The 19,748-nt window shown below is 41.4% G+C and carries 20 protein-coding genes and 1 pseudogene; 10 read left to right on the forward strand and 11 right to left on the reverse strand.

Translation table 11 applies throughout. From position 1 onward, the window contains the following. The first annotated feature begins 11 nt into the window (after positions 1-11). Entirely contained in the window at positions 12-1,106 is a 1,095-nt protein-coding gene (locus H6G75_RS24720) for a glutamate--cysteine ligase (RefSeq protein ID WP_190982583.1), read from the forward strand. 88 nt (positions 1,107-1,194) lie between these two features. Here H6G75_RS24720 and H6G75_RS24725 read toward each other — a convergent pair whose 3' ends face one another. After that, complete coding sequence (locus H6G75_RS24725; RefSeq protein ID WP_190982584.1) at positions 1,195-2,040, reverse strand: D-alanyl-D-alanine carboxypeptidase family protein; 846 nt, start codon at positions 2,038-2,040, stop codon at positions 1,195-1,197. 259 nt (positions 2,041-2,299) lie between these two features. Here H6G75_RS24725 and mnmG point away from each other — a divergent pair, with 259 nt between their 5' ends. Together mnmG and H6G75_RS24735 are read left to right on the forward strand one after the other, a co-directional pair. Continuing rightward, positions 2,300-4,222: a tRNA uridine-5-carboxymethylaminomethyl(34) synthesis enzyme MnmG gene (mnmG, locus tag H6G75_RS24730; RefSeq protein WP_190982585.1), complete on the forward strand. Its 1,923-nt coding sequence runs from the start codon at positions 2,300-2,302 to the stop codon at positions 4,220-4,222. A gap of 224 nt (positions 4,223-4,446) precedes the next feature. Beyond that, positions 4,447-5,796 (forward strand): hypothetical protein, encoded by a 1,350-nt coding sequence (locus H6G75_RS24735; protein WP_313934908.1) that lies wholly within the window; start codon positions 4,447-4,449, stop codon positions 5,794-5,796. A gap of 315 nt (positions 5,797-6,111) precedes the next feature. On the opposite strand, the gene H6G75_RS24740 is transcribed toward H6G75_RS24735, so the two are convergent. Continuing rightward, a complete protein-coding gene (locus H6G75_RS24740) occupies positions 6,112-6,564 on the reverse strand; it encodes a hypothetical protein (protein ID WP_190982586.1) in 453 nt (150 codons plus the stop codon). A 107-nt stretch (positions 6,565-6,671) separates the two neighbouring features. On the opposite strand from H6G75_RS24740, the gene H6G75_RS24745 reads away from it, so the two are divergent. Then, a complete protein-coding gene (locus H6G75_RS24745; RefSeq protein WP_190982587.1) occupies positions 6,672-8,114 on the forward strand; it encodes an ATP-dependent DNA helicase RecQ in 1,443 nt (480 codons plus the stop codon). Between the two features lie 11 nt (positions 8,115-8,125). Here H6G75_RS24745 and H6G75_RS24750 read toward each other — a convergent pair whose 3' ends face one another. The 6 genes from H6G75_RS24750 to pheS all read right to left on the reverse strand — a co-directional run bounded on the left by H6G75_RS24750 (position 8,126) and on the right by pheS (position 11,019). Continuing rightward, on the reverse strand, positions 8,126-8,452 hold the full coding sequence (locus H6G75_RS24750; RefSeq protein ID WP_190982588.1) for a DUF4926 domain-containing protein: 327 nt from the start codon (positions 8,450-8,452) through the stop codon (positions 8,126-8,128). Then, positions 8,449-8,781, reverse strand: coding sequence for a DUF6883 domain-containing protein (locus H6G75_RS24755; protein WP_190982589.1), 333 nt, complete (start codon positions 8,779-8,781; stop codon positions 8,449-8,451). The genes H6G75_RS24750 and H6G75_RS24755 overlap by 4 nt, the downstream gene beginning before the upstream one ends. Before the next feature lie 85 nt (positions 8,782-8,866). Next, on the reverse strand, positions 8,867-9,445 hold the full coding sequence (locus tag H6G75_RS24760) for a Uma2 family endonuclease (RefSeq protein ID WP_190982590.1): 579 nt from the start codon (positions 9,443-9,445) through the stop codon (positions 8,867-8,869). 54 nt (positions 9,446-9,499) lie between these two features. After that, positions 9,500-9,784, reverse strand: coding sequence for a type II toxin-antitoxin system mRNA interferase toxin, RelE/StbE family (locus H6G75_RS24765; RefSeq protein ID WP_190594099.1), 285 nt, complete (start codon positions 9,782-9,784; stop codon positions 9,500-9,502). Further along, entirely contained in the window at positions 9,781-9,996 is a 216-nt protein-coding gene (locus H6G75_RS24770; RefSeq protein WP_190970209.1) for a hypothetical protein, read from the reverse strand. Before H6G75_RS24770 ends, H6G75_RS24765 begins: the two co-directional genes overlap by 4 nt. Positions 9,997-10,026: 30 nt before the next feature. Next, positions 10,027-11,019 carry a phenylalanine--tRNA ligase subunit alpha gene (gene pheS / locus H6G75_RS24775; protein ID WP_190594095.1) on the reverse strand — a complete coding sequence of 331 codons (993 nt, stop codon included), beginning with the start codon at positions 11,017-11,019 and terminating at the stop codon, positions 10,027-10,029. A gap of 342 nt (positions 11,020-11,361) precedes the next feature. Here pheS and surE point away from each other — a divergent pair, with 342 nt between their 5' ends. The 6 genes from surE (at position 11,362) to H6G75_RS24805 (ending at position 16,477) form a co-directional block, all read left to right on the forward strand. Then, positions 11,362-12,162 carry a 5'/3'-nucleotidase SurE gene (gene surE / locus H6G75_RS24780; RefSeq protein ID WP_190982591.1) on the forward strand — a complete coding sequence of 267 codons (801 nt, stop codon included), beginning with the start codon at positions 11,362-11,364 and terminating at the stop codon, positions 12,160-12,162. A gap of 381 nt (positions 12,163-12,543) precedes the next feature. After that, positions 12,544-13,428: an MBL fold metallo-hydrolase gene (locus H6G75_RS24785; RefSeq protein ID WP_190982592.1), complete on the forward strand. Its 885-nt coding sequence runs from the start codon at positions 12,544-12,546 to the stop codon at positions 13,426-13,428. A gap of 308 nt (positions 13,429-13,736) precedes the next feature. Beyond that, complete coding sequence (locus tag H6G75_RS24790; protein WP_190982593.1) at positions 13,737-14,771, forward strand: bifunctional riboflavin kinase/FAD synthetase; 1,035 nt, start codon at positions 13,737-13,739, stop codon at positions 14,769-14,771. Positions 14,772-14,879: 108 nt separating this feature from the next. Further along, positions 14,880-15,788, forward strand: a complete 909-nt coding sequence (locus tag H6G75_RS24795) for a MoxR family ATPase (protein WP_190982594.1) — start codon at positions 14,880-14,882, stop codon at positions 15,786-15,788. An 82-nt stretch (positions 15,789-15,870) separates the two neighbouring features. Beyond that, positions 15,871-16,125: a hypothetical protein gene (locus tag H6G75_RS24800; RefSeq protein ID WP_190982600.1), complete on the forward strand. Its 255-nt coding sequence runs from the start codon at positions 15,871-15,873 to the stop codon at positions 16,123-16,125. Then, entirely contained in the window at positions 16,115-16,477 is a 363-nt protein-coding gene (locus H6G75_RS24805) for a type II toxin-antitoxin system RelE/ParE family toxin (protein WP_190982595.1), read from the forward strand. Before H6G75_RS24800 ends, H6G75_RS24805 begins: the two co-directional genes overlap by 11 nt. 77 nt (positions 16,478-16,554) lie before the next feature. Here H6G75_RS24805 and H6G75_RS24810 read toward each other — a convergent pair whose 3' ends face one another. From H6G75_RS24810 to H6G75_RS24820, 3 genes and pseudogenes are all read right to left on the reverse strand, one after another. Next, entirely contained in the window at positions 16,555-18,291 is a 1,737-nt protein-coding gene (locus H6G75_RS24810) for an iron uptake porin (RefSeq protein ID WP_190982596.1), read from the reverse strand. A 368-nt stretch (positions 18,292-18,659) separates the two neighbouring features. Further along, the gene (locus tag H6G75_RS24815) at positions 18,660-18,941 is read right to left on the reverse strand and encodes a 4a-hydroxytetrahydrobiopterin dehydratase (protein ID WP_190982597.1); all 282 of its coding nucleotides are present in this window, start codon (positions 18,939-18,941) and stop codon (positions 18,660-18,662) included. A gap of 586 nt (positions 18,942-19,527) precedes the next feature. Beyond that, a pseudogene (locus tag H6G75_RS24820) lies at positions 19,528-19,748 on the reverse strand (photosystem II D2 protein (photosystem q(a) protein)); the annotation flags it as partial.

Raw genomic sequence — 19,748 nt, forward strand, 5'->3', positions numbered from 1 at the left:
AGGTATCAGCTATGTTTTATTTTGGGATTGAGCATGAAGTCGCGTTCTTAAACCAAGAAGGTAAATTTGCCGATTTTACCCACACTAAATTTGCCGATTTTGCTCAAATTGTTGAAAAATTACCCATATACCCTAATGATTATCCTCAACTACGTGTAGGAGATGCTGGAATTAAAAAGAAAAGATGGTACATTGAAGGGTTTGAAAGATTTGCTGATTCTGATCAACCAATAGATTGTTTAGCCAAAGGTATTGAAATTAGAACCACCATACATACTGATATTCAAGGTGCGGTGAATGAATTATCAGAAAGTTTTCGGTTACTGCAAGAATTAGCAGTTAGCTTTGGTTACACACCAGTTTTAGCTAGTTTTAACCCTTACAAAACAGCTTTTGAACCCCAACCCCCATTAAACGATTTTGAAATCAAACAACTACAAGCTTATCCTGACGAGCAAACTGCTAATATTTACATGGTCAGTTACGGGCCAGATTTAAATATTTCTGTAGCAGATATGTCTACAGAAAAGTTAATTGATATTGGTCAAAAGTTAACTTATTACAGTCCTTATATCGTCCCTTTTACTTATAGTTCACCTTTTTACAATGGTAGTTTGTGGGAAGGATTATCAGTCAGAACTTTTATTAGAACAGGTAAACGTTCAGCAACACTGGTTTTCGTGGAAAAACCAGAACAATTAATTCCTAGCATCCCATCATTAACCAAAGTTGCTCGTATTCCAGCAGAAATTGGACGTATAGAATTTAAAGCGTTTGATAGTTGTGATGATTTTAATATTTATGCAGCTTTATTGGCATTATTAAAAGGTTTGATATTAGATGAAACTCTACAGGGGAGATTAACTGTACCTGATGCAGCTTTGCACCAGCTTTCGGCTAGGGAAGGTTTTGATAATGAAGAGATTTTTGCTAATGCCACAAAAATTCTACAAGCATCCGAGGTTGCTTTGAATGATGACCCAGATGTTAAATTGCTCACCCCATTAAAAATAATGCTAGAACAGCGAAAAAGTAAATCCCACGAATTAATTGAGAAGTTTCACAAGCTAGGTTCAATAGAAGAAGTACTACGACAAACTTATTGAGATTGAAAAATTAGTAAATGGATGATTCATATTTGATGAATACGCCCAGATCCCCGACTTCTAAAAGAAGTCGGGGATCTAATACTCACTACGACAAAGGTGTTAACCAATAAGTAATTCCTTGAATAACTTGATTTTTAAAACCCAACTTTGGCAAATCTTCTGCTGATACACCAAGATAAGTCCAGTGCGGTACATCTTTAACTACAGTTTGAAACCAGCCATTTTGATTCAGAATTTGCCTTTGTTTTGCATTAGATACACCTAAATCAATTGCTAACCCCCAAAGATGCTGAGATGTTCCAGGTGGTGCAACTACGCCTAGAATTGCTGTTTCTTTACCTTCTTTGACTTTTTCTAAAGTTTTATTATTGGCATATTTATGCCAAAATCTTAAATTTGTGGCGTAACTACGCAGACAATCACTCGCACCATAGCCTGATTTAAGAGGAATATTAAACTGTAATCTAGCTTTATTTAAAGCATCGGCTGCTGATTTTTGTAAATAACAATCTTTTGTATCAACAACTCTTTCTAGTGTTAATTGTGACTGAAATTCTTGAGTATCAACTTCATTATCAAAAATTAACTTTGGCGGTAATTTTACATTACTAGTTGAATTGATAAATGCCGCCCCGTAGGAACGGAGTAAAGTATATTCATAAGTTTCTGGTGCGGGCATTACCTTTAAGCTTTGCATAATTGCAGCCACAAAATTTTCTTGTGGGCTTAATGGTTCATTAGCAACAGGTTGGGATAGGTTTGGTTCTTGGGCATTAGCACTACAGCCAGATACAGATGCAACTAAGCATTGATTTTCAGACTGTAAATTATTAACTGATTGATGGCGTTGCAGACTGTTACTAGCTACCAATGCCAAACAAATAAAAATAGCAGTCAAGATAAATTTTGCTGGTTTAATTAGACGTTTCATTAATTACTTAAATTTGTAAATATACTGAATAGTCTATCCTGTGCAAGCATTGTAAAAATAGTTGCATTCAGAACATATAAGCTAGATTTAACTAAATTCTTAAATAGAACTTAGTTAATAATTATAATTCCTAAAATTGAGATTTTCTCTACTACTATATGCCTAGCTCTTTTGATAGCTTTTTTATTAACAAGGCGCATCCTGGAAAGCACTGGATCAGCTAAAATATCAATGACTCTTAGCTTGCTGTTGTATAAGTATGACCATGCACAATTCCATTGAATTCCAAGACGCTTATGATGTGATTGTCGTCGGTGCAGGTCACTCTGGTTGCGAAGCCGCCTTGGCCTCTGCCCGTCTTGGTTGTCGGACTCTGCTATTAACACTGAATTTAGATAAAATTGCTTGGCAACCTTGTAACCCCGCCGTAGGTGGCCCAGCTAAATCTCAGTTAACCCATGAGGTAGATGCTTTGGGTGGGGAAATTGGCAAAATGGCAGACCGTACATATTTGCAAAAGCGTGTCCTTAACTCTTCACGGGGGCCTGCGGTCTGGGCATTACGCGCCCAAACAGACAAGCGCGAATATGCGGCGGTGATGAAAGCCATTGTGGAAAATCAAGAAAACTTGACCATTCGGGAAGGGATGGCGACAGATTTAGTTTTGGGTGCTAACGATGAAGTTGTGGGTGTGGAAACTTATTTCGGCGTGGCGTTTGCATGTAAAACAGTGATTTTGACCACTGGTACTTTTTTGGGTGGCAAGATTTGGGTTGGTAACAAATCAATGGCGGCGGGACGTGCGGGAGAATTTGCGGCTGAGGGTTTGACTGCAACTTTAAATCGTTTGGGTTTTGAAACAGGAAGGTTAAAAACTGGGACACCGGCACGGGTAGACAAGCGATCGGTTGACTACAGTAAGATGGAAATTCAGCCGGGAGATGCAGAAGTTCGCTGGTTTAGCTTTGACCAAGAAGTGTGGGTAGAACGGGAACAAATGCCTTGTCACATGACCCGTACTACTGCCGAAACCCACCGTTTAATTAGAGAGAATTTACACTTATCACCCGTTTATGGTGGTTGGGTAGAGGCGAAAGGGCCGCGTTACTGTCCCAGTATTGAAGATAAGATTGTGCGCTTTGTTGATAAGGAAAGCCATCAAATCTTTATTGAACCAGAGGGGCGAGATATTCCTGAATTATATATTCAAGGTTTTTCCACGGGTCTGCCAGAAACTCTGCAATTACAAATGTTGCGGAGTCTACCAGGCTTGGAAAATTGTGTGATGCTGCGTCCAGCTTATGCAGTTGAATATGATTATTTACCTGCGACTCAGTGTTATCCCACAATGATGACGAAGAAAATTGCTGGGTTGTTTTGTGCTGGTCAAATTAATGGGACAACAGGCTATGAAGAAGCCGCAGCCCAAGGAATTGTAGCCGGAATTAACGCGGCGCGATTTGTGCGTGGTCAGGAAATGATTGTATTTCCGCGTGAGCAAAGTTACATCGGCACGTTACTAGATGATTTGTGTACAAAAGACCTACGAGAACCTTACCGGATGCTAACCAGTCGGTCTGAATATCGCTTGCTGTTGCGTTCGGATAATGCAGACCAACGCTTAACGCCTTTAGGACGGGAAATTGGTTTAGTTGACGATCGCCGTTGGCAATTATTCACCACTAAACAAGCTCAAATTACAGCAGAGAAAGAAAGATTATACACCACCCGCATCAAAGAACATGATGAAGTCGGAAAAGCGATCGCCTCTGATACCCAACAAGCCATCAAAGGTTCTATCACCCTCGCTGACTTGCTACGGCGACCAGGATTTCATTATGTTGACCTGCATAAATACGGTTTGGGTAATTCCAGTCTCACCCAGGCGGAGAGAGAAGGTGCAGAAATCGACATCAAATATTCTGGCTATCTCGCCAGACAACAAAACCAAATTGAACAAACCGCCCGACAAGCCCACCGCCAGCTACCTGCGGATTTAGATTATGGCAAAATTGATACTCTCTCTAAAGAGGCACGGGAAAAATTAACTCAAGTAAAACCACTGACTATTGGTCAGGCTGCCCGTATCGGGGGTGTTAATCCTGCGGATATTAACGCACTGTTAATATATTTGGAATTGCGTAAAACCAAACACCAGACAGACTTTCCGGCATTAACGTAAGTTAAAGTTTTAACAAGGGTGAGTATAGTAGAAGGGAGGGGATTGGTATGATTGATGACACGAATTTTTTCCTGGCATCAACAGCAATCTCTAGACTACGTTGAATTTAATACCACATAAAAATAAACTCGTCAAGTTTAGGCTGGCAGTTTGATATTTTTGCAAAATCCTGATTTCCAGGAGTTAAGAGCATTACTTAATCCTGGCAAACAAAACCCAAAATCATGCCTATGTTACAAGAATTCAACAACCATCTCATCGTTCCGGAACCATCAGAAGAATTAATTAGCAACGAGCCTTGGTCAATCGAAATTTATGCTGATGGCTTGATGGATGATTTGTTTGCCGATATTGACGACATTTTAGATGGCAGTGGCAGTTTATCTTCCCATACTGTGAGGTATGGTGGCCGCATACCACAGCGTTCTAGAGAAGAAACATCTGTAAACGATTGGTATTACTCAGATTACGAGCCACTGCAAACGCTGAACATACCGCAGATTATCCTGCCCAATATGGTCAGCACTGTACAAGGCGTTCCTCAAGTCAGAAATCAGCACCCTAGTACAGTTGTAGTGGATACTCCCGTAATGACTTCGGGAATCAGACGACCGAAAATCAAACGGGCTTTCAGCAAGCTGGTGATTTTAGGAACAGCCATCGGGATTGCGATCGCTGGTACGATTTATCTACTACGGGCAGAAGTTCTCTCTTTGATCACTGGCAGATGGACACAGCAAACCGCCTTCATGTCAGGAACCCAATTACCCACCAAAGCAGAAATTGAGGCAGATTTAGCCGATTACATGCTGGGTTCGTTAGCCATCATCGACCAACAGAGCGGAAAAACTAATCAAGCATCTTTTCGCAACCGCATAACCTCTAACCCGAATACCATTGCTTATGCTGGTAGTTCACCCATCGGTAACTTACCATCTCCCTTGACCGCTAACAATACAGCCCCCACCTCTAACCGTTCAGCAAACAGTGTTGTTGAACGTATCTACATTCCTGTCTATCAAGCGCCTTCACCCATGCGCTACGGGCTACCAAGGCTTCCCGGAACTCCCTTACCTCTACCACCAATAGCCAACGCCAAACAAACAACTCAGCCGAATGCCGTCAAAACAGCTTTAAACACTGCCAAGCAACCAGGTAAACCTGTCAGTGTCAATATGTTAGCGGCTGCTGTGCGTACTGATCTCAAACCTGTAGCTGTACGTACAGCCCCAATTACTGTCAGACAATCAGCCAGTCCCCTTCCCGCCTTACCAGTTGCACCACTGCGGGCTGCTTCAGCGCCTGTAACGAGTGTAGCTGCATCACCAAAAACCCCCCAACAGGTATATTTAGCCTCCAACCCTCAACCTGCACCCAGTCATACCTTAGAAGGTGTACTGGAGTTAGGTAAGAAATCTGCGGCTTTATTTCAAGTTGATGGCGTAACTCGGCGCATCAATGTTGGCGAAACAATTGGTACTAGTGGCTGGACTTTAGTAGAAGTCAACAACGGCGAAGCAATCGTCCGTCGGAATGGTGAAGTTCGCTCTATTTACACAGGACAAAAGCTCTAAGCTGAAAGCCAAACTTCTTTGACAGCAAATATCAAAATTAAACAAATCCTAAATTTCTCAGAGTAGATTCTCTTACCCAACTACTCTAATCTCAACATGGAAAAATATCGCTATGTTTTCTTTAGCGTCGATATATCTTTTAGCCTGCTCTTGCAGGTTTTTTATTTTATGTAATCCTGCTTAGTAGTATAGCACGCTTTTTTTATTTATCCAGTAAAATTACCGTAATATATTTTTATATAAAAATGAGTGTAGCCCTCATAATTACGGTAATATTCCAAAATTTCTGCACATCAAAATTTTTGATTAGCCTCTTCATCTAACCTCTAAAATTGATTTTTCTAATAACCGCATTTCCCGTTTAGGAAAACTTCTTCCCCAGTGCTGTGCAAAATTTTCATAACTTTCAAGATGACGTAAAGCACGCCAAAAAGCTAAAACCATAGAGATACAAGAACTCTTGACTTTAAACACTAATTCATTTTGCTGTTGGTTAATTGGTAAATTTACAAGCTTGACAACATCCAACGTTAACTGTTTATCATTTTGGGCAAAGATAAACTCATATCTAATTGGTTCTGTATTCCACATAACCACTGCTTTATATTGACCATTTAAAAGAGCTATGAGTGCATCCAATAGTTCACACGAGGAATTTTCAGGTGTATAAGAAGCAGAAAATAACAATTGCTGTTCCTGACTGAACATTTCCACAGTTATACAAACATGTTCGGGACAACTAAAATCGACTTTAAATGCTGGCGGCATAAAATTATGAGGAAATTACTGAAGCTGAGGCTAAATAGCAGCAGTTATATTCATAGTAACCTCATATTCAATGTGGAAAACCAAGGGCGCATCTACTATTTCTCAGCATGAATCAACCCACAAAAACCACTTGGCAGGATGTTCATGCAGCGTTCCAAAAAATTTGGGGTTACGATGATTTTCGTCCACCACAGGGAGAAATAATCAGAACTTTGTTAGCACAGCAAGATGCTCTGATTATTATGCCAACAGGTGGTGGTAAATCTATTTGTTTTCAACTGCCAGCATTATTACAAACAGGATTAACATTAGTAATTTCTCCCTTGGTAGCGTTGATGGAAAACCAAGTAAAAGAACTACATCAACGCCATCTGAGTGCAGCACTTTTGCATAGTGAATTAGCTTCATCTCAACGCCGTGCAGCATTGCAAGCATTAGAAAAACAACAACTAAGATTACTTTATTTATCGCCAGAAACTTTATTAAGTCCACCTGTTTGGGAAAGATTATCTCAGCCACAATTGCAAATCAATGGCTTGATTTTAGATGAAGCACATTGTTTGGTGCAATGGGGAGATACATTTCGACCAGCTTACCGCAGATTAGGGGCGGTGCGTCCGGCATTGCTCAAATCAAAACCACCAGGAACGAAAATTAGTATTGCTGCTTTTACAGCGACGGCTGATCCATTAGCGCAAAATGTGATTCAAACAGTTTTACAATTAGAGCAACCGGAAATTTTTCGGCAGAATCCTTACCGTGCTAATTTGCATCCTAGTGTTCGCATCGCATGGACACCACGGGGGAGAAAACAACAGTTACTCCAGTTTATTCAAAAGCGATCGCCACAAGCTGGTTTAATTTATGTTCGCACCCGCCGCGATAGCGAAGAATTAGCAGCATGGTTAGCCGAGATGGGTTATCCGACAGCCAGTTACCACGCAGGGTTAAGTGCAGTCGAACGCCGCGCCGTCGAAGCCAGTTGGTTAGGTGGTAAGATACCGTTTGTGGTTTGTACCTGTGCTTTTGGGATGGGGATAAATAAGCCTGATGTCAGATGGGTTGTCCACTATCACGCACCACATTTACTCTCAGAATATGTGCAGGAAATCGGCCGTGCTGGAAGAGATGGTAAACCAGCCGAAGCATTGACACTGGTGAGTGAACCTACAGGATGGTTAGATTCTGGCGATAAGCAAAGACAACAGTTTTTTGCTGATAAAATGCGATCGCAGCTGCAAACAGCACAGCAATTAGTCAAAAAATTACCCAAGCAAGGCGATATTCATACAGTCACGCGACAATTTCCCGATGCTGCTGTCGCATTAGCATTACTTCACAGTAGCGGACAATTAAAATGGCTTGATCCTTTCCATTACAAAATTGAATCAAATGTGCAGAAACAGCCAGCCACACAACTGCAAGCTGTTAAACAAATGCAGCTATATTTAACAACAAAACAATGTCGTTGGCAGTTTTTATTAAATTCCTTTGGTTTTTCTCAAGATGCCACTAATTGGCGTTGTGGACATTGCGATAATTGTCGTTAACATCAGATTTCCTAAGCACTCTTATGCTCAGAATCTTCTTTTTGTAAGAGAAAATCAAGATAGTCTTGTAATTCTAACAGTCTCGCTCCAGATAGCTTGCGTAATTTAGTTAAAATTATTTCTTCTTCCTGCAATTGAGCAACAGGAATAATTTGAGAGGCTGATACTTCTATAGTTATATGGGGCAGATCAAATCCTTCCAGACTATACCCATCTTCTTCCCCTTCAGGCATAGGATAATGTTCTACAATTGTGGCAACATTACCTCGCTTCAGGTTGTATTCCGGTAAGTCCTGCGCTAAGGCAACTTGGGAGAATAGAGGGTACTGTATCTTCATGAATTTGCTCCTGTATCTGGCACTAAGGTAACAAATTTTGTTGTATCTTTGGTCATCATCCAAATAGTTATTATGTTGATTTCAACGCCATTAATTCCTCGCAGACACGCACGAATTAAATACTTCTGACCATAGCGAGTTGTTTCAATCTCTTCAGCAGGTTGCGTTAAAATTTGAGTGCGGATATCCCTTTCCAGTTGTTGCCAATTTTCTAATGTGTACCCAGCCTTAGCCAAAAAGTTAGATTTATCGTCTTTTGGTAACGGTACAAGCAGATACTTAGTTAGCTTTTCTTCTGCAATTATTGCATCTTGTGGTAAAAAAGCCATTGGCTCATAGTATATATTTTAAATATGGATAATTCTCGAAATTTTACCCTGAAACTTTAACTGCCTACTTAGTTAAGCGCACCTCTCAAATCCCAGCATTAAGTACTTGCTCTGCGGTTAGCTCTAATTGTGCGAAAGCGTTAGAAACTATCACTGCATTTTCTACAAATATAGTTTCTTCATAAAGCCCATCAACTAATATGAGTACAGTAATCTTATGAGCTTGCGGGTCAACAATCCAATATTCAGCAATTCCCCTCGCAGCATACTCAGAACGTTTGTAGCGATAGTCTCGGTCTTCATTCACTTTACCAGGAGACACAACTTCAACAACCAATGCAGGTGGTGGCATATCTAAAGTAATTGTGGATCTAGTTGTACCTTGTAAAATTGTTGCTAGTTCTTCTGTCAGCACAACTAAATCAGGCACACGAGTAGTTGCACGAAAACCACTGATCACAATTTCAGCTTTATTACTCACACGATTGACTGGAACAAACTTGAGAAAGTTGACTAGTAAAAACAGAGCTATCTGAACATTTTTTGGGCTTTCAGGCGGCATTTTCACTAGTTCTCCAGCCACTAGTTCATACTGGTGATCAGTGCGATCTTCATATTTTAAATATTCCTCAAGCGTTAGTTTTTTGCTCGTGGTTGAGGTCATATCGCATAACAGTAATTGGTATATAGGTATTTTAACGAATGCACCTATTTTGGTTTAATAGACTTCATCATGAGAGCCAATATCGATGAGCAAAATTTCTTCTTGATCAGATTCGGGATTCTGCACAAAGTTAAAGACAATACGACAATCGTAATCCACTGAACAAGCCCAAGCTCCTGACAATTTGCCTTTGAGCTTATGGGTTTGTAACAGTGGATCAAATGGGTCAGATGCTAGAAGCGTTAAACGCTCTTCTATTCGCTCTTGCAACTCTGGTTGTCGTCGCACCAACCGCTTAAATGCTCGTTTAAACGATGATGCTAAAACCAGAGTCATCATTTGTTTAACTCATCCATGATTTGATTAACATTGCCACGAAACACTTTACCAGACTGGTACTCTGCTTGTGCTTGCGTGATATTCACAGCAATAGCAGAACGTCGTTGTTCTGCTAATCGATGACGGATCAGATCAATGAGTATTTCTTGTTCATCTATTGATAATTCTTCGATGCTGTCTAGAACTTGATCTAATCTAGAAGATTGAGTCATTATTCTTGCTGCCTTGATTGCAGTAGATGTTTAAAACTGCCGCAAAAATCTTAAATCACTGGCATACAAACGGCGAATATCATCGATTTGATGTAACACCATTGCAAAGCGTTCTACACCAAAACCAGCAGCAAACCCAGTATAAATTTCTGGGTCATAGCCTACAGATTTCAGCACATTTGGGTCAACCATACCGCAACCCATCACTTCTAGCCAGCGACCATTCCACTGCAAATCAACTTCAGCCGAAGGTTCAGTAAAGGGGAAGTAACTGGCACGAAAACGGATGGGCAAGTCACCAAACATCGCTTGTAAAAACATCTTGACTGTGCCTTTGAGGTCTGTAAAAGTCAGTCCCTCATCAATGGCTAACAGTTCGATCTGATGGAAAACTGCTGAGTGGGTTGCGTCTACATTATCACGCCGATAAACTCGCCCTGGTGCCACCACGCGAATTGGTGGTTCTTCTTTTTCCATATAACGGATTTGGACTGAGGAAGTATGAGTCCGCAGTAAATTACCATCTGGCAGGTAAAAAGTATCCTGCATATCACGGGCGGGATGGTCGGGTGGTGTATTCAGGGCTTCAAAATTGTAATAGTCGGTTTCCATTTCTGACCCTTGGGCTACGGTGTAACCCATCCCGACAAAAATATCCAATGCCCGGTCAATAATGCCGTTGAGGGGATGGATGCGACCTTGGGGGCGGAAAATTCCTGGCATTGTGACATCTAGGGTTTCTGCTTCTAGCTGCGCCTGAATTTTTGCGGTTTCTAAAGCAGCACGTTGTTTATCTAGACTAGTTTGCAGGGACTCTTTTACTGTATTGGCGATCGCTCCAATTTTAGGACGTTCCTCTGCACTCATCTGCCCCATGCTGCGTAACAATGCCCCTAATTGCCCTTTTTTCCCCAGATAATTGACTCTGAGTTCTTCCAGGCGTTCTAGGGTATCAGCAGCAGCGATCGCATTTTCTCCTTCCTGCTGTAATGCTAAAAGTTGAGTCTCTAAATTGCTAGTCATTAGTTAATAGTCATTAGTCATTGGTCGTTGGTCATTAGTCATTGGTCAATAGTAAGAACTCTTTACTCATGACTAATGACAAAAGACAAATAACCTTATTTTATAAGCGATCGCGCCAGGGAGGATTTTTTCTTTGGTATTTGTGATGTCAACCATTGACAATTTAGCTTTAACTGTTGACTATGGTCTCTTGACCCTGCAAATTTTAGATTTTGGATGATTCTTTCAGTTCATACCCCAGACTCTTTTGGGCAGAACAAATCTAAAATCCCGTAACTGTATCCCCAAAATGGGCGCAGTCAATCTAAAATCTAAAATCCAGAATCTAAAATTACATGACCCATGAAATTACTTATTAGTAATGATGATGGTATTTTTGCCTTGGGTGTGCGTACCCTAGCCAACTGCTTGGCAGAAGCTGGCCATGATGTAACTGTAGTTTGTCCAGATCGGGAGCGATCGGCCACCGGACATGGATTAACTCTACACCAGCCAATTCGCGCGGAAATTGTTGAATCAATTTTCCATCCCAGTATCAAAGCTTGGGCTTGTGATGGCACGCCTTCAGATTGTGTCAAATTAGCAATATGGGCTTTATTAGATTCTCCTCCAGATTTGGTACTGTCTGGTATTAACCAAGGTGCCAATCTCGGAACCGAAATTCTTTATTCTGGAACTGTTTCAGCCGCAATGGAAGGGGTGATCGAAGGGATTCCCAGCATTGCTTTTAGCCTGACTAGTCATCTCTACAAAGACTTTCAACCAGCTGCTAAGTTTGCCAAAACTTTAGTTGAGCAACTAGCCGCTAAACCCTTACCAGATTTAATGTTACTTAATGTTAATGTGCCTGCGGTGAAGTGGGAAGAAATTGCCGGAGTCACTTTTACCAGACAAGGAGTCAGGCGCTATGTTGATGTGTTTGACAAGCGCATTGACCCCCGTGGTAAAACCTACTACTGGTTAACTGGTGAAGTTCTCGAAGATGTCGAACCCCCAATGGGGTTAAATTTACCGCCAAATATACCTATTGACGTGCATGTGATTCGTCAAAACTATATCAGTATTACGCCGTTGCAATATAATCTCACCTATCCCACTGCACTAGATAAATTATCCCACTGGGAAATTCCTTTAGATAAGTAAATTTATATACTTTTCATCTAAAGGCAACTACATAATCAAATTTATCTACCAATTTGGCAAAGTTATGATGAGCATTTTAACCTGCCGCCTACAGCCTTACTTTTTCTGCCCTTGGTCTTTTTTGGATCAGTTAAAGGCATCACAGCAAAATTTAGGTTATAAAGTAGGAGCGTTTTGATATTACTGATACATATAATGTGGGAAATATTCAGGTAACTCTTTTGCAGGATTTCTTTGACGTTCACACAATCTACCCCAAACAAGGTATGCTGTTGTACCAAGAAAAACATTCTCTACCAAATGTGGTAAAACAGCATAGACTTAACCAAACAAGTAACATTCTTGTTCTTGATCGCCCGCTCAGTCCAGCAAGCAACACCCATGTCTAGGATAGAGAACCAATTTACCGTACAATTTTGGGGTGTTCGTGGCAGCATCCCCAGTCCAGGGCCACATACTGTCCGCTATGGTGGTAATACCCCTTGCGTTGAGATGCAAGTGGGCGACAAACGCTTAATTTTCGATGGTGGTACAGGGCTGCATGTTTTAGGACAATCTTTACTGCGCCAAATGCCCTTAGAAGCTCATCTGTTATTCACGCATTCCCACTGGGATCACATGCAGGGGTTTCCCTTTTTTGTCCCAGGGTTTGTTAGAGGCAATAATTTTCACATTTATGGTGCGATCGCTCCTGATGGTTCGACCATTGAGCAACGCCTCAATGACCAGATGCTTCACCCAAATTTCCCAGTGCCATTACAGATTATGCAAGCCAATTTGCATTTTCACGATGTCAAACCAGGGCAACCTATTCACATTAATGACATTACCATAGAAACGGCATCACTCAATCATCCCGGTGAAGCAGTTGGCTATCGAGTTAACTGGCGCGGTGGTGCTGCTGTATATATCACCGATACAGAGCATTTTCCGGACAGATTGGATGAAAATGTGCTGTGGCTATCTCGCAATGCCGATATTCTCATCTACGATTGTACTTACACCGATGAGGAATATTATTCGCCAAAATCGCCGAAAATTGGCTGGGGACACTCCACTTGGCAAGAAGCGGTGAAAATAGCCAAAGCCGCCAATGTCAAAACTTTGGTCATCTTCCACCATGATCCAGCTCATAATGATGATTTTTTGGATGCCGTCGGGGAAGAAGCGGCGCAGCAATTTCCAGGCGCAATTATGGCGCGGGAAAGAATGGTGCTGCAAGTTTCTACATCTGTCCCATTATCAGAATCTTTTCCTGTTAGATAAGTTGTCTGGGTAAAAGTTGCCTGTCAAGCGATTGTAGATTTTAGATTAGATTGGTGATCAAGAGCTATAAGCGCAAGAATGTACCTCCCCAGGACATTATGAAAACCGGAGACAAAGTTGTGTGTTTATTAAAGTTAAAACTACGCATAGTATAAAAACGAAAAATCAACAACTTGGGTAATTTAGGGGTTGAGATGTTCATCAACCTTACACCTCTATATCCATACACAGCTTGTCTTCTACTCATTGGTGTTCCATCAGGTTGCTTGCGATTCATGGCTAAATAAACCTCAAATTCCAGAATCTACGTGCTAAATTTGTCTCAAAATGGATGTTCTGTATGGGTTGCTGCTTCAGCCACAGCTGTTCTCAGGCCAACTAATGTTGCGCTGGGCAAATTTGATGGCGTACATCTTGGCCATCAAAGGGTAATTCAGCCGATTCTACAGCCAGCAGCGAACAAAGATGGGGAAACCAATCAATCCCCAACACCAGAACTCATATACTCAACAGTTGTGACTTTTCGTCCCCATCCACAGGAATTTTTTACGGGAACACCACGTACTTGGTTAACACCACTGGATGAAAAAGTTCAACAATTGCGATCGCTAGGAGTGGAACAACTAGTACTCTTACCCTTCGACAAGGAATTATCAGCTTTGTCACCAGAAGAGTTTGTCGATAAAATTCTCGTCCAACAATTGCAGTGTCAAAGAGTTAGTGTTGGTCAAGATTTTTGTTTTGGCAAACATCGTCAAGGTAATGCTAAAGATTTGCAATTACTTGCGGCCAAGCATAATATTCCCGTAACTATTGTTCCATTACAAACCCATACAGATAACTTGTCAGACAGTGGATTTGTTAGCCTACCTCCAATTAGCACTTCCCTAATTCGCCAATGTCTGGAAAGCGGCGATCTTAAAAACGCTAATCTATGTCTTGGACGACCTTACACTCTCTTCGGTACTGTGGTTCAAGGTCAACAACTCGGTAGAACCATTGGTTTTCCTACGGCTAACCTTCAAATACCCAGCGATAAATTTTTACCACGTCATGGCGTTTATGCTGTCAAGGCATATATTTTGAATGAAACCACCGCTAAAACTCCGCAATTGATTTTGGGAGTGATGAATATTGGTAATCGCCCCACAGTAAATGGTACAAATTCATCCGTAGAAGTACACTTATTTGATTGGTCTGGGGATTTATACGGCAAACAATTGGCCGTAGAACTCCTCGAATTTTTACGCCCAGAACAAAAATTTGCGTCTCTAGAAGCCTTGAAAACCCAAATTCACCAAGACTGTAAGATTGCTCAAAAAATTTTGTCGGGAGAATGCTAACTTCCGATGATGAAGTGGGAATACTGAAAATCAGGGAGTGGGGAATGAAGCATAGGTTATTCTCCATTCCAGTTCCTAATCGCCAATTTCTCAATCATTCTGTGGTGCATGAGAGAACAAATTGAAGCTTTAACTCAAAACCTCGCTCTGACCATTGTCGGTAAAACCGAGGCAATTCGCTTGGTCTTAGTCGCCTTATTAAGTGGTGGTCATGCACTATTAGAAGATGTTCCTGGAGTTGGTAAAACGCTGCTGGCTAAATCTTTGGCGCGTTCGTTAGATGGCAAATTTCAACGCTTACAATGCACTCCTGATTTACTTCCCACAGATATTACTGGTACGAATATTTGGAATCCTAAAACTGGTGAATTTACCTTTCTGCCTGGGCCAGTTTTTGCTAATGTACTTCTAGCTGATGAAATTAACCGCGCTACACCTCGTACTCAATCAGCTTTATTGGAAGTAATGGAAGAAAATCAAGTCACAATTGATGGTGTTTCTCGGTCAGTTCCCCAACCGTTTTTTGTGATTGCTACCCAAAACCCCATTGAATATCAAGGTACTTTCCCATTACCAGAAGCTCAAATGGATAGATTTATGCTGTCTTTAAGTTTGGGTTATCCTTCGGCACAAGAAGAATTACAAATGTTGCAAAATCTTCAACAAAGGTCAAATGTGACGGAGTTACAACCTTGCATTAGCTTGGCAGAATTACAACAATTGCGTCAAATCTGTTCTCAAGTCAGAGTGGAAGCTTCTTTACAAGAGTATATTTTGGAATTAGTACGGGCAACGCGACATGATGAAGAAATTACTTTGGGTGTTAGTCCACGCGGAACTGTCGCATTACAAAAAGCAACTCAAGCATTAGCATTTATTTCTGGGCGTGATTATGCCATCCCCGATGATGTAAAATTCTTAGTGCCTTATGTTCTCTGTCATCGCCTGATTCCCAGGGGAGGACGTAATGCTAGAACGATTGTAGACAGATTATTGCGATCGCTGCCTATTCCCTAACTCAAGTTACAATACACTTCGATTCCCTTACCCTGCTTGGATTTGCCCGTGTTAGGATCACCAACAAATGAGGTGGATAGCAATGAAAGCGATCGAAGTAACTGGCAAAATTGACTCTGAAGGCAACTTAATCTTAGATCAGCCAATTCGGGAAATCACTTATCCTCATCAAGTGCGGGTAATTGTGTTAGTTCCAGAACCAACAGCAGCAGAAGTTGATCCTGATGATACACCTGTTGAGGAAATTAAAGCCAGCTTAAGGAGAGCCTTACAGCAAGCTAAAACGGGTCAAACTAGACCAATTAGTGAGCTATGGGACAGGATTGATGCAGAGTAATGATCCGGTTTCAATTAGGTTTTCAGATGAGTTTGAGCAGCAACTTTACAGACTCTCAAAGAGATTTCGCAATATTCGCTCTGATGTGCAACCAATTATTGAAGAACTACAACAAGGAAACATTGTTGGAGACAGAATTGGGGGTCTTGGTGAGGAGTATGTTGTTTACAAGGTGAGAATTCGCAATAGTAATATTCAAAAAGGTAAAAGTGCTGGCTATCGCTTAATTTATCAACTTGAGTCACATACAAGTATTTTGTTACTCACGATTTATGCCAAATCTGACCGAGAAGATATTGGTGCAAATGAAATTCGAGATATTGTAGCTGATTTTGATAGTGAAGAAAGCTAAAATTTATTACCAATAAAAAACCCCGCCTGAAGGCGGGGTGAAATTTATTTGAAAGCTATCTCAAGATTTTCAACTTCTTAGAATGTGAAAGTTGTTCTGAGAGTACCGATGAATGCGTCATCATTGTTGTCGTTCTGACCAGGAGAAGACAACCAGATTACACCAGGGGTAATAGAAATGTTGTCAGAGACGCGATATTTGTAGAAACCTTCAACTTGGAACGGCAGATCGTTGTTACCCTGTGAGACTGAGAATCTGCCAATAGAATAAGGTTGAACGCCTCCAAAAATACCTAGAACGTTACCTTTCTTACCAAAGTCAGGCAGTGCTATACCACCACCGTAGCTCCAAACTTCTCTATCATCACCTACACCAAAGCCAGTGACATCACTGTAAGAAATGAAACCACTGATAGATAGTTTGTCGCTAGGTCTGAATGCTGCTGACAAACCGTAGGAATTTGATGAAGATGCGTTGGGAAGTGTATTAGCGAAACTAGTACCTACTACTCCTGTAGGGATGTTATTTTGCTCACCATTATCAAATAAAGCACTACCTGCGCCATTATAACTGTGGACGTAGGTAGCAGCGACTGCAAGGCGATCGCCAATACCAAAGTTCAATTGTCCTAAAGCTGCATAGTTACCATTGAACAAACCTTGACCAGAAGTTGGGCTGTCAGCTTCGGAGGCTAAGTAACCTACGGTAATAGAACTTGGCTTGATAATGCTGCCGCCTTGGCCAAAAGGTATGTTGAAGGCGATACCTGCGCCACCACCGATACGGTAAATTGGGTTTTCGGAGGAGAAGGTGGATAATGCACCATTACCACCATCGGTTTTGTCAAAGAAGTAGGGGTTGTTAACAGCAGCGTAGTGGCTGTGTTTACCACCAGCAGCAGCTAAGTAAACTTGAACTGGGCCAACAGGCGCTTCGTAAGTCAATCTGTCTACTACAACGCTGTTACCACCAGTACCACCTACGTTGTAGGTTTGCAATGGCTCTGCGCTGTTAATATCCGTACCAGCGTTATTTTGTAGAGTGAAGGGAGTTGCGTTACTAGCTGTCAAACGAGTTGTTAATACATCTCTACCGGTGAAGCTGGTTTGCAAGCCTAGACGTACTCTGTCTTGGAATACAGTGTTGTTTCTTTCGCCACTGTTGCTGCCAAATACATCGCTAACAGCGAAAATTGCTTCACCAACCAGCTTGGTGGTGGTAGAAAATTGATTAGCTTCTAATTCAGCAGTACGTGCTTCTAAAGCATCTACGCGACCACGCAAGGTTGCTAATTCAGCAGAAAATTCTTCTTGTAACCGCTGTAAAGTTGCTAAATCTTGTTTAGTTACTAAGTCAGCTGTGGCTGTAGCGATTAATTCGTTAACGCGGTCTAAACAAGCGTTCAAACCAGCCGCAAATTCATAACGGGTGAGAGCGCGATTACCACGGTAAGTACCGTTAGGATAACCAGCAATACAACCGTAACGTTCTACCAAGGACTGTAATGCTTGGAATGCCCAGTCGGTGGGTTGTACGTCAGAGAATTGCGATACTGAAGTTACTTGAGACAACGAATTGTTGGTTTTGCCTTCGTTGCTGTAACGGTTAACTTGGTCTAAAACTTTGCTGTCGTTGTTAGTAGGTGCTGCTTGAGCCACAATCTCTGGTTGGGCAACTTCTACTGCAACTGGTTGTTCAGTTGTTGAAACTTCTGTGCTGGCATTAGGAGCTGCAATCGCTGTTGCTGAAACGAGTAGGGTTGCTCCTAAAACTGCGGGGCTAACCACGAGTGATTTCCACAAGAGATTAGACATTTTTACTTTTCTCCTCACACCTTGTATAGAGAATTGTTTCGTTGCACTACTTCTCAAAAATACGATATTTTTTGGAATTCCGTTAATGAGGTATGGTGCTACTATTACAATTTTAGTTTTTGAAAAGCTAACATCTGATTAACTTAGTGTTAAAAATTGATGTAATTAACTTATACAAAAACATACCTTTATAGCTTATTATTATAGAGCATTTGCAGCAGATGACAAGCTATGTGCGATCGCCTGTTAAACTGTCACAATCCAACCTGTGTCTTTTCTAGGCAAGAGTAAGGTTTAGGGTATTTCAATTTTCCCGGCACCCCTTATTCCCCAATTTCCCTTCCCCAGATGTCGCCGGACAAAGGATTTTAACTGATTTGAGAAATTACAGATGCTAAGTCAAAGTCTTTTTGGGTTAATCCACCTGCATCATGTGTGGTGAGCGTCACTTTGACTTTGTTATAGGAAATTTCTATGTCTGGATGATGCCCAGCTAATTCTGCTGGTTCGACTAATTTGTTCACAAATTCAATTGCTGCCACAAAATCTTTAAATGTACGTCTGATCTGTAACTGATTACCTTCAACAGTCCAACCTGATAAACTGTTGGCACGTTCTCGAATTTCTGCTTCAGTCAGTAGTTGTGACATACCAAAAAATCCCAGTTGATATTTTTGTCAGCAAAGTTTGAAATACTTGATTTGACCAATGCAACAAAAAGTACCTATAAAAAACTATCCGCTCTGATTTTAGGTTAGTTAACCTAATGTCAGAGCGGTCTAGCGGGTCTTCAGGTTGCAACCAGACTGCCGGGAGGAACTCCCAGGCTTACCTAGTTAATTGAGATAACTTAGTTTCTCAATGTAACTAAGGCTAACTTTAGAGAACAGCCCCGGCGCACAGCCGGCTAACTGCAACCTGATGACCCATGCGTTTACTACTTTCTATCATGGGCATCACCTCCTTGTTGCCTAAGCGGACTTAGTTTCAAAAAGGCAGAGTAATTACTCTGGGCTTTTACCTTGAATCAATATAACACATTAATTTCAGAAAGATAGGGGTGGTTTGAAGAAGAAAGAATTTATGTCAGGACTAACGCAAAATTAAACACCCTTAGACCCTCACACCCTTACATCCAATCTCCACAAACCACCTTCTTTGCTAAACATAAAAAAATCCCCCGCCCAAGAGCGGAGGATAAATGAAAAGTCAGATAGTGATGAATTTCTTCCAATCTTACAGAGCATTACCACGAGGTAACACTTCTTCAGGGAATATAAATTGTTCGTGGGGCTGGTCTTGAGGAGCCATCCAAGCGCGGATACCCTCGTTCAGCAAAATGTTTTTGGTATAGAAAGTTTCAAATTCTGGGTCTTCGGCTGCCCGCAATTCTTGGGACACGAAGTCATAAGCCCGCAAGTTAAGTGCTAGACCGACAATGCCCACTGCACTCATCC

Origin of the sequence: Nostoc sp. FACHB-280, from assembly GCF_014697615.1 — a bacterium.
Lineage (GTDB): Bacteria > Cyanobacteriota > Cyanobacteriia > Cyanobacteriales > Nostocaceae > Nostoc_B.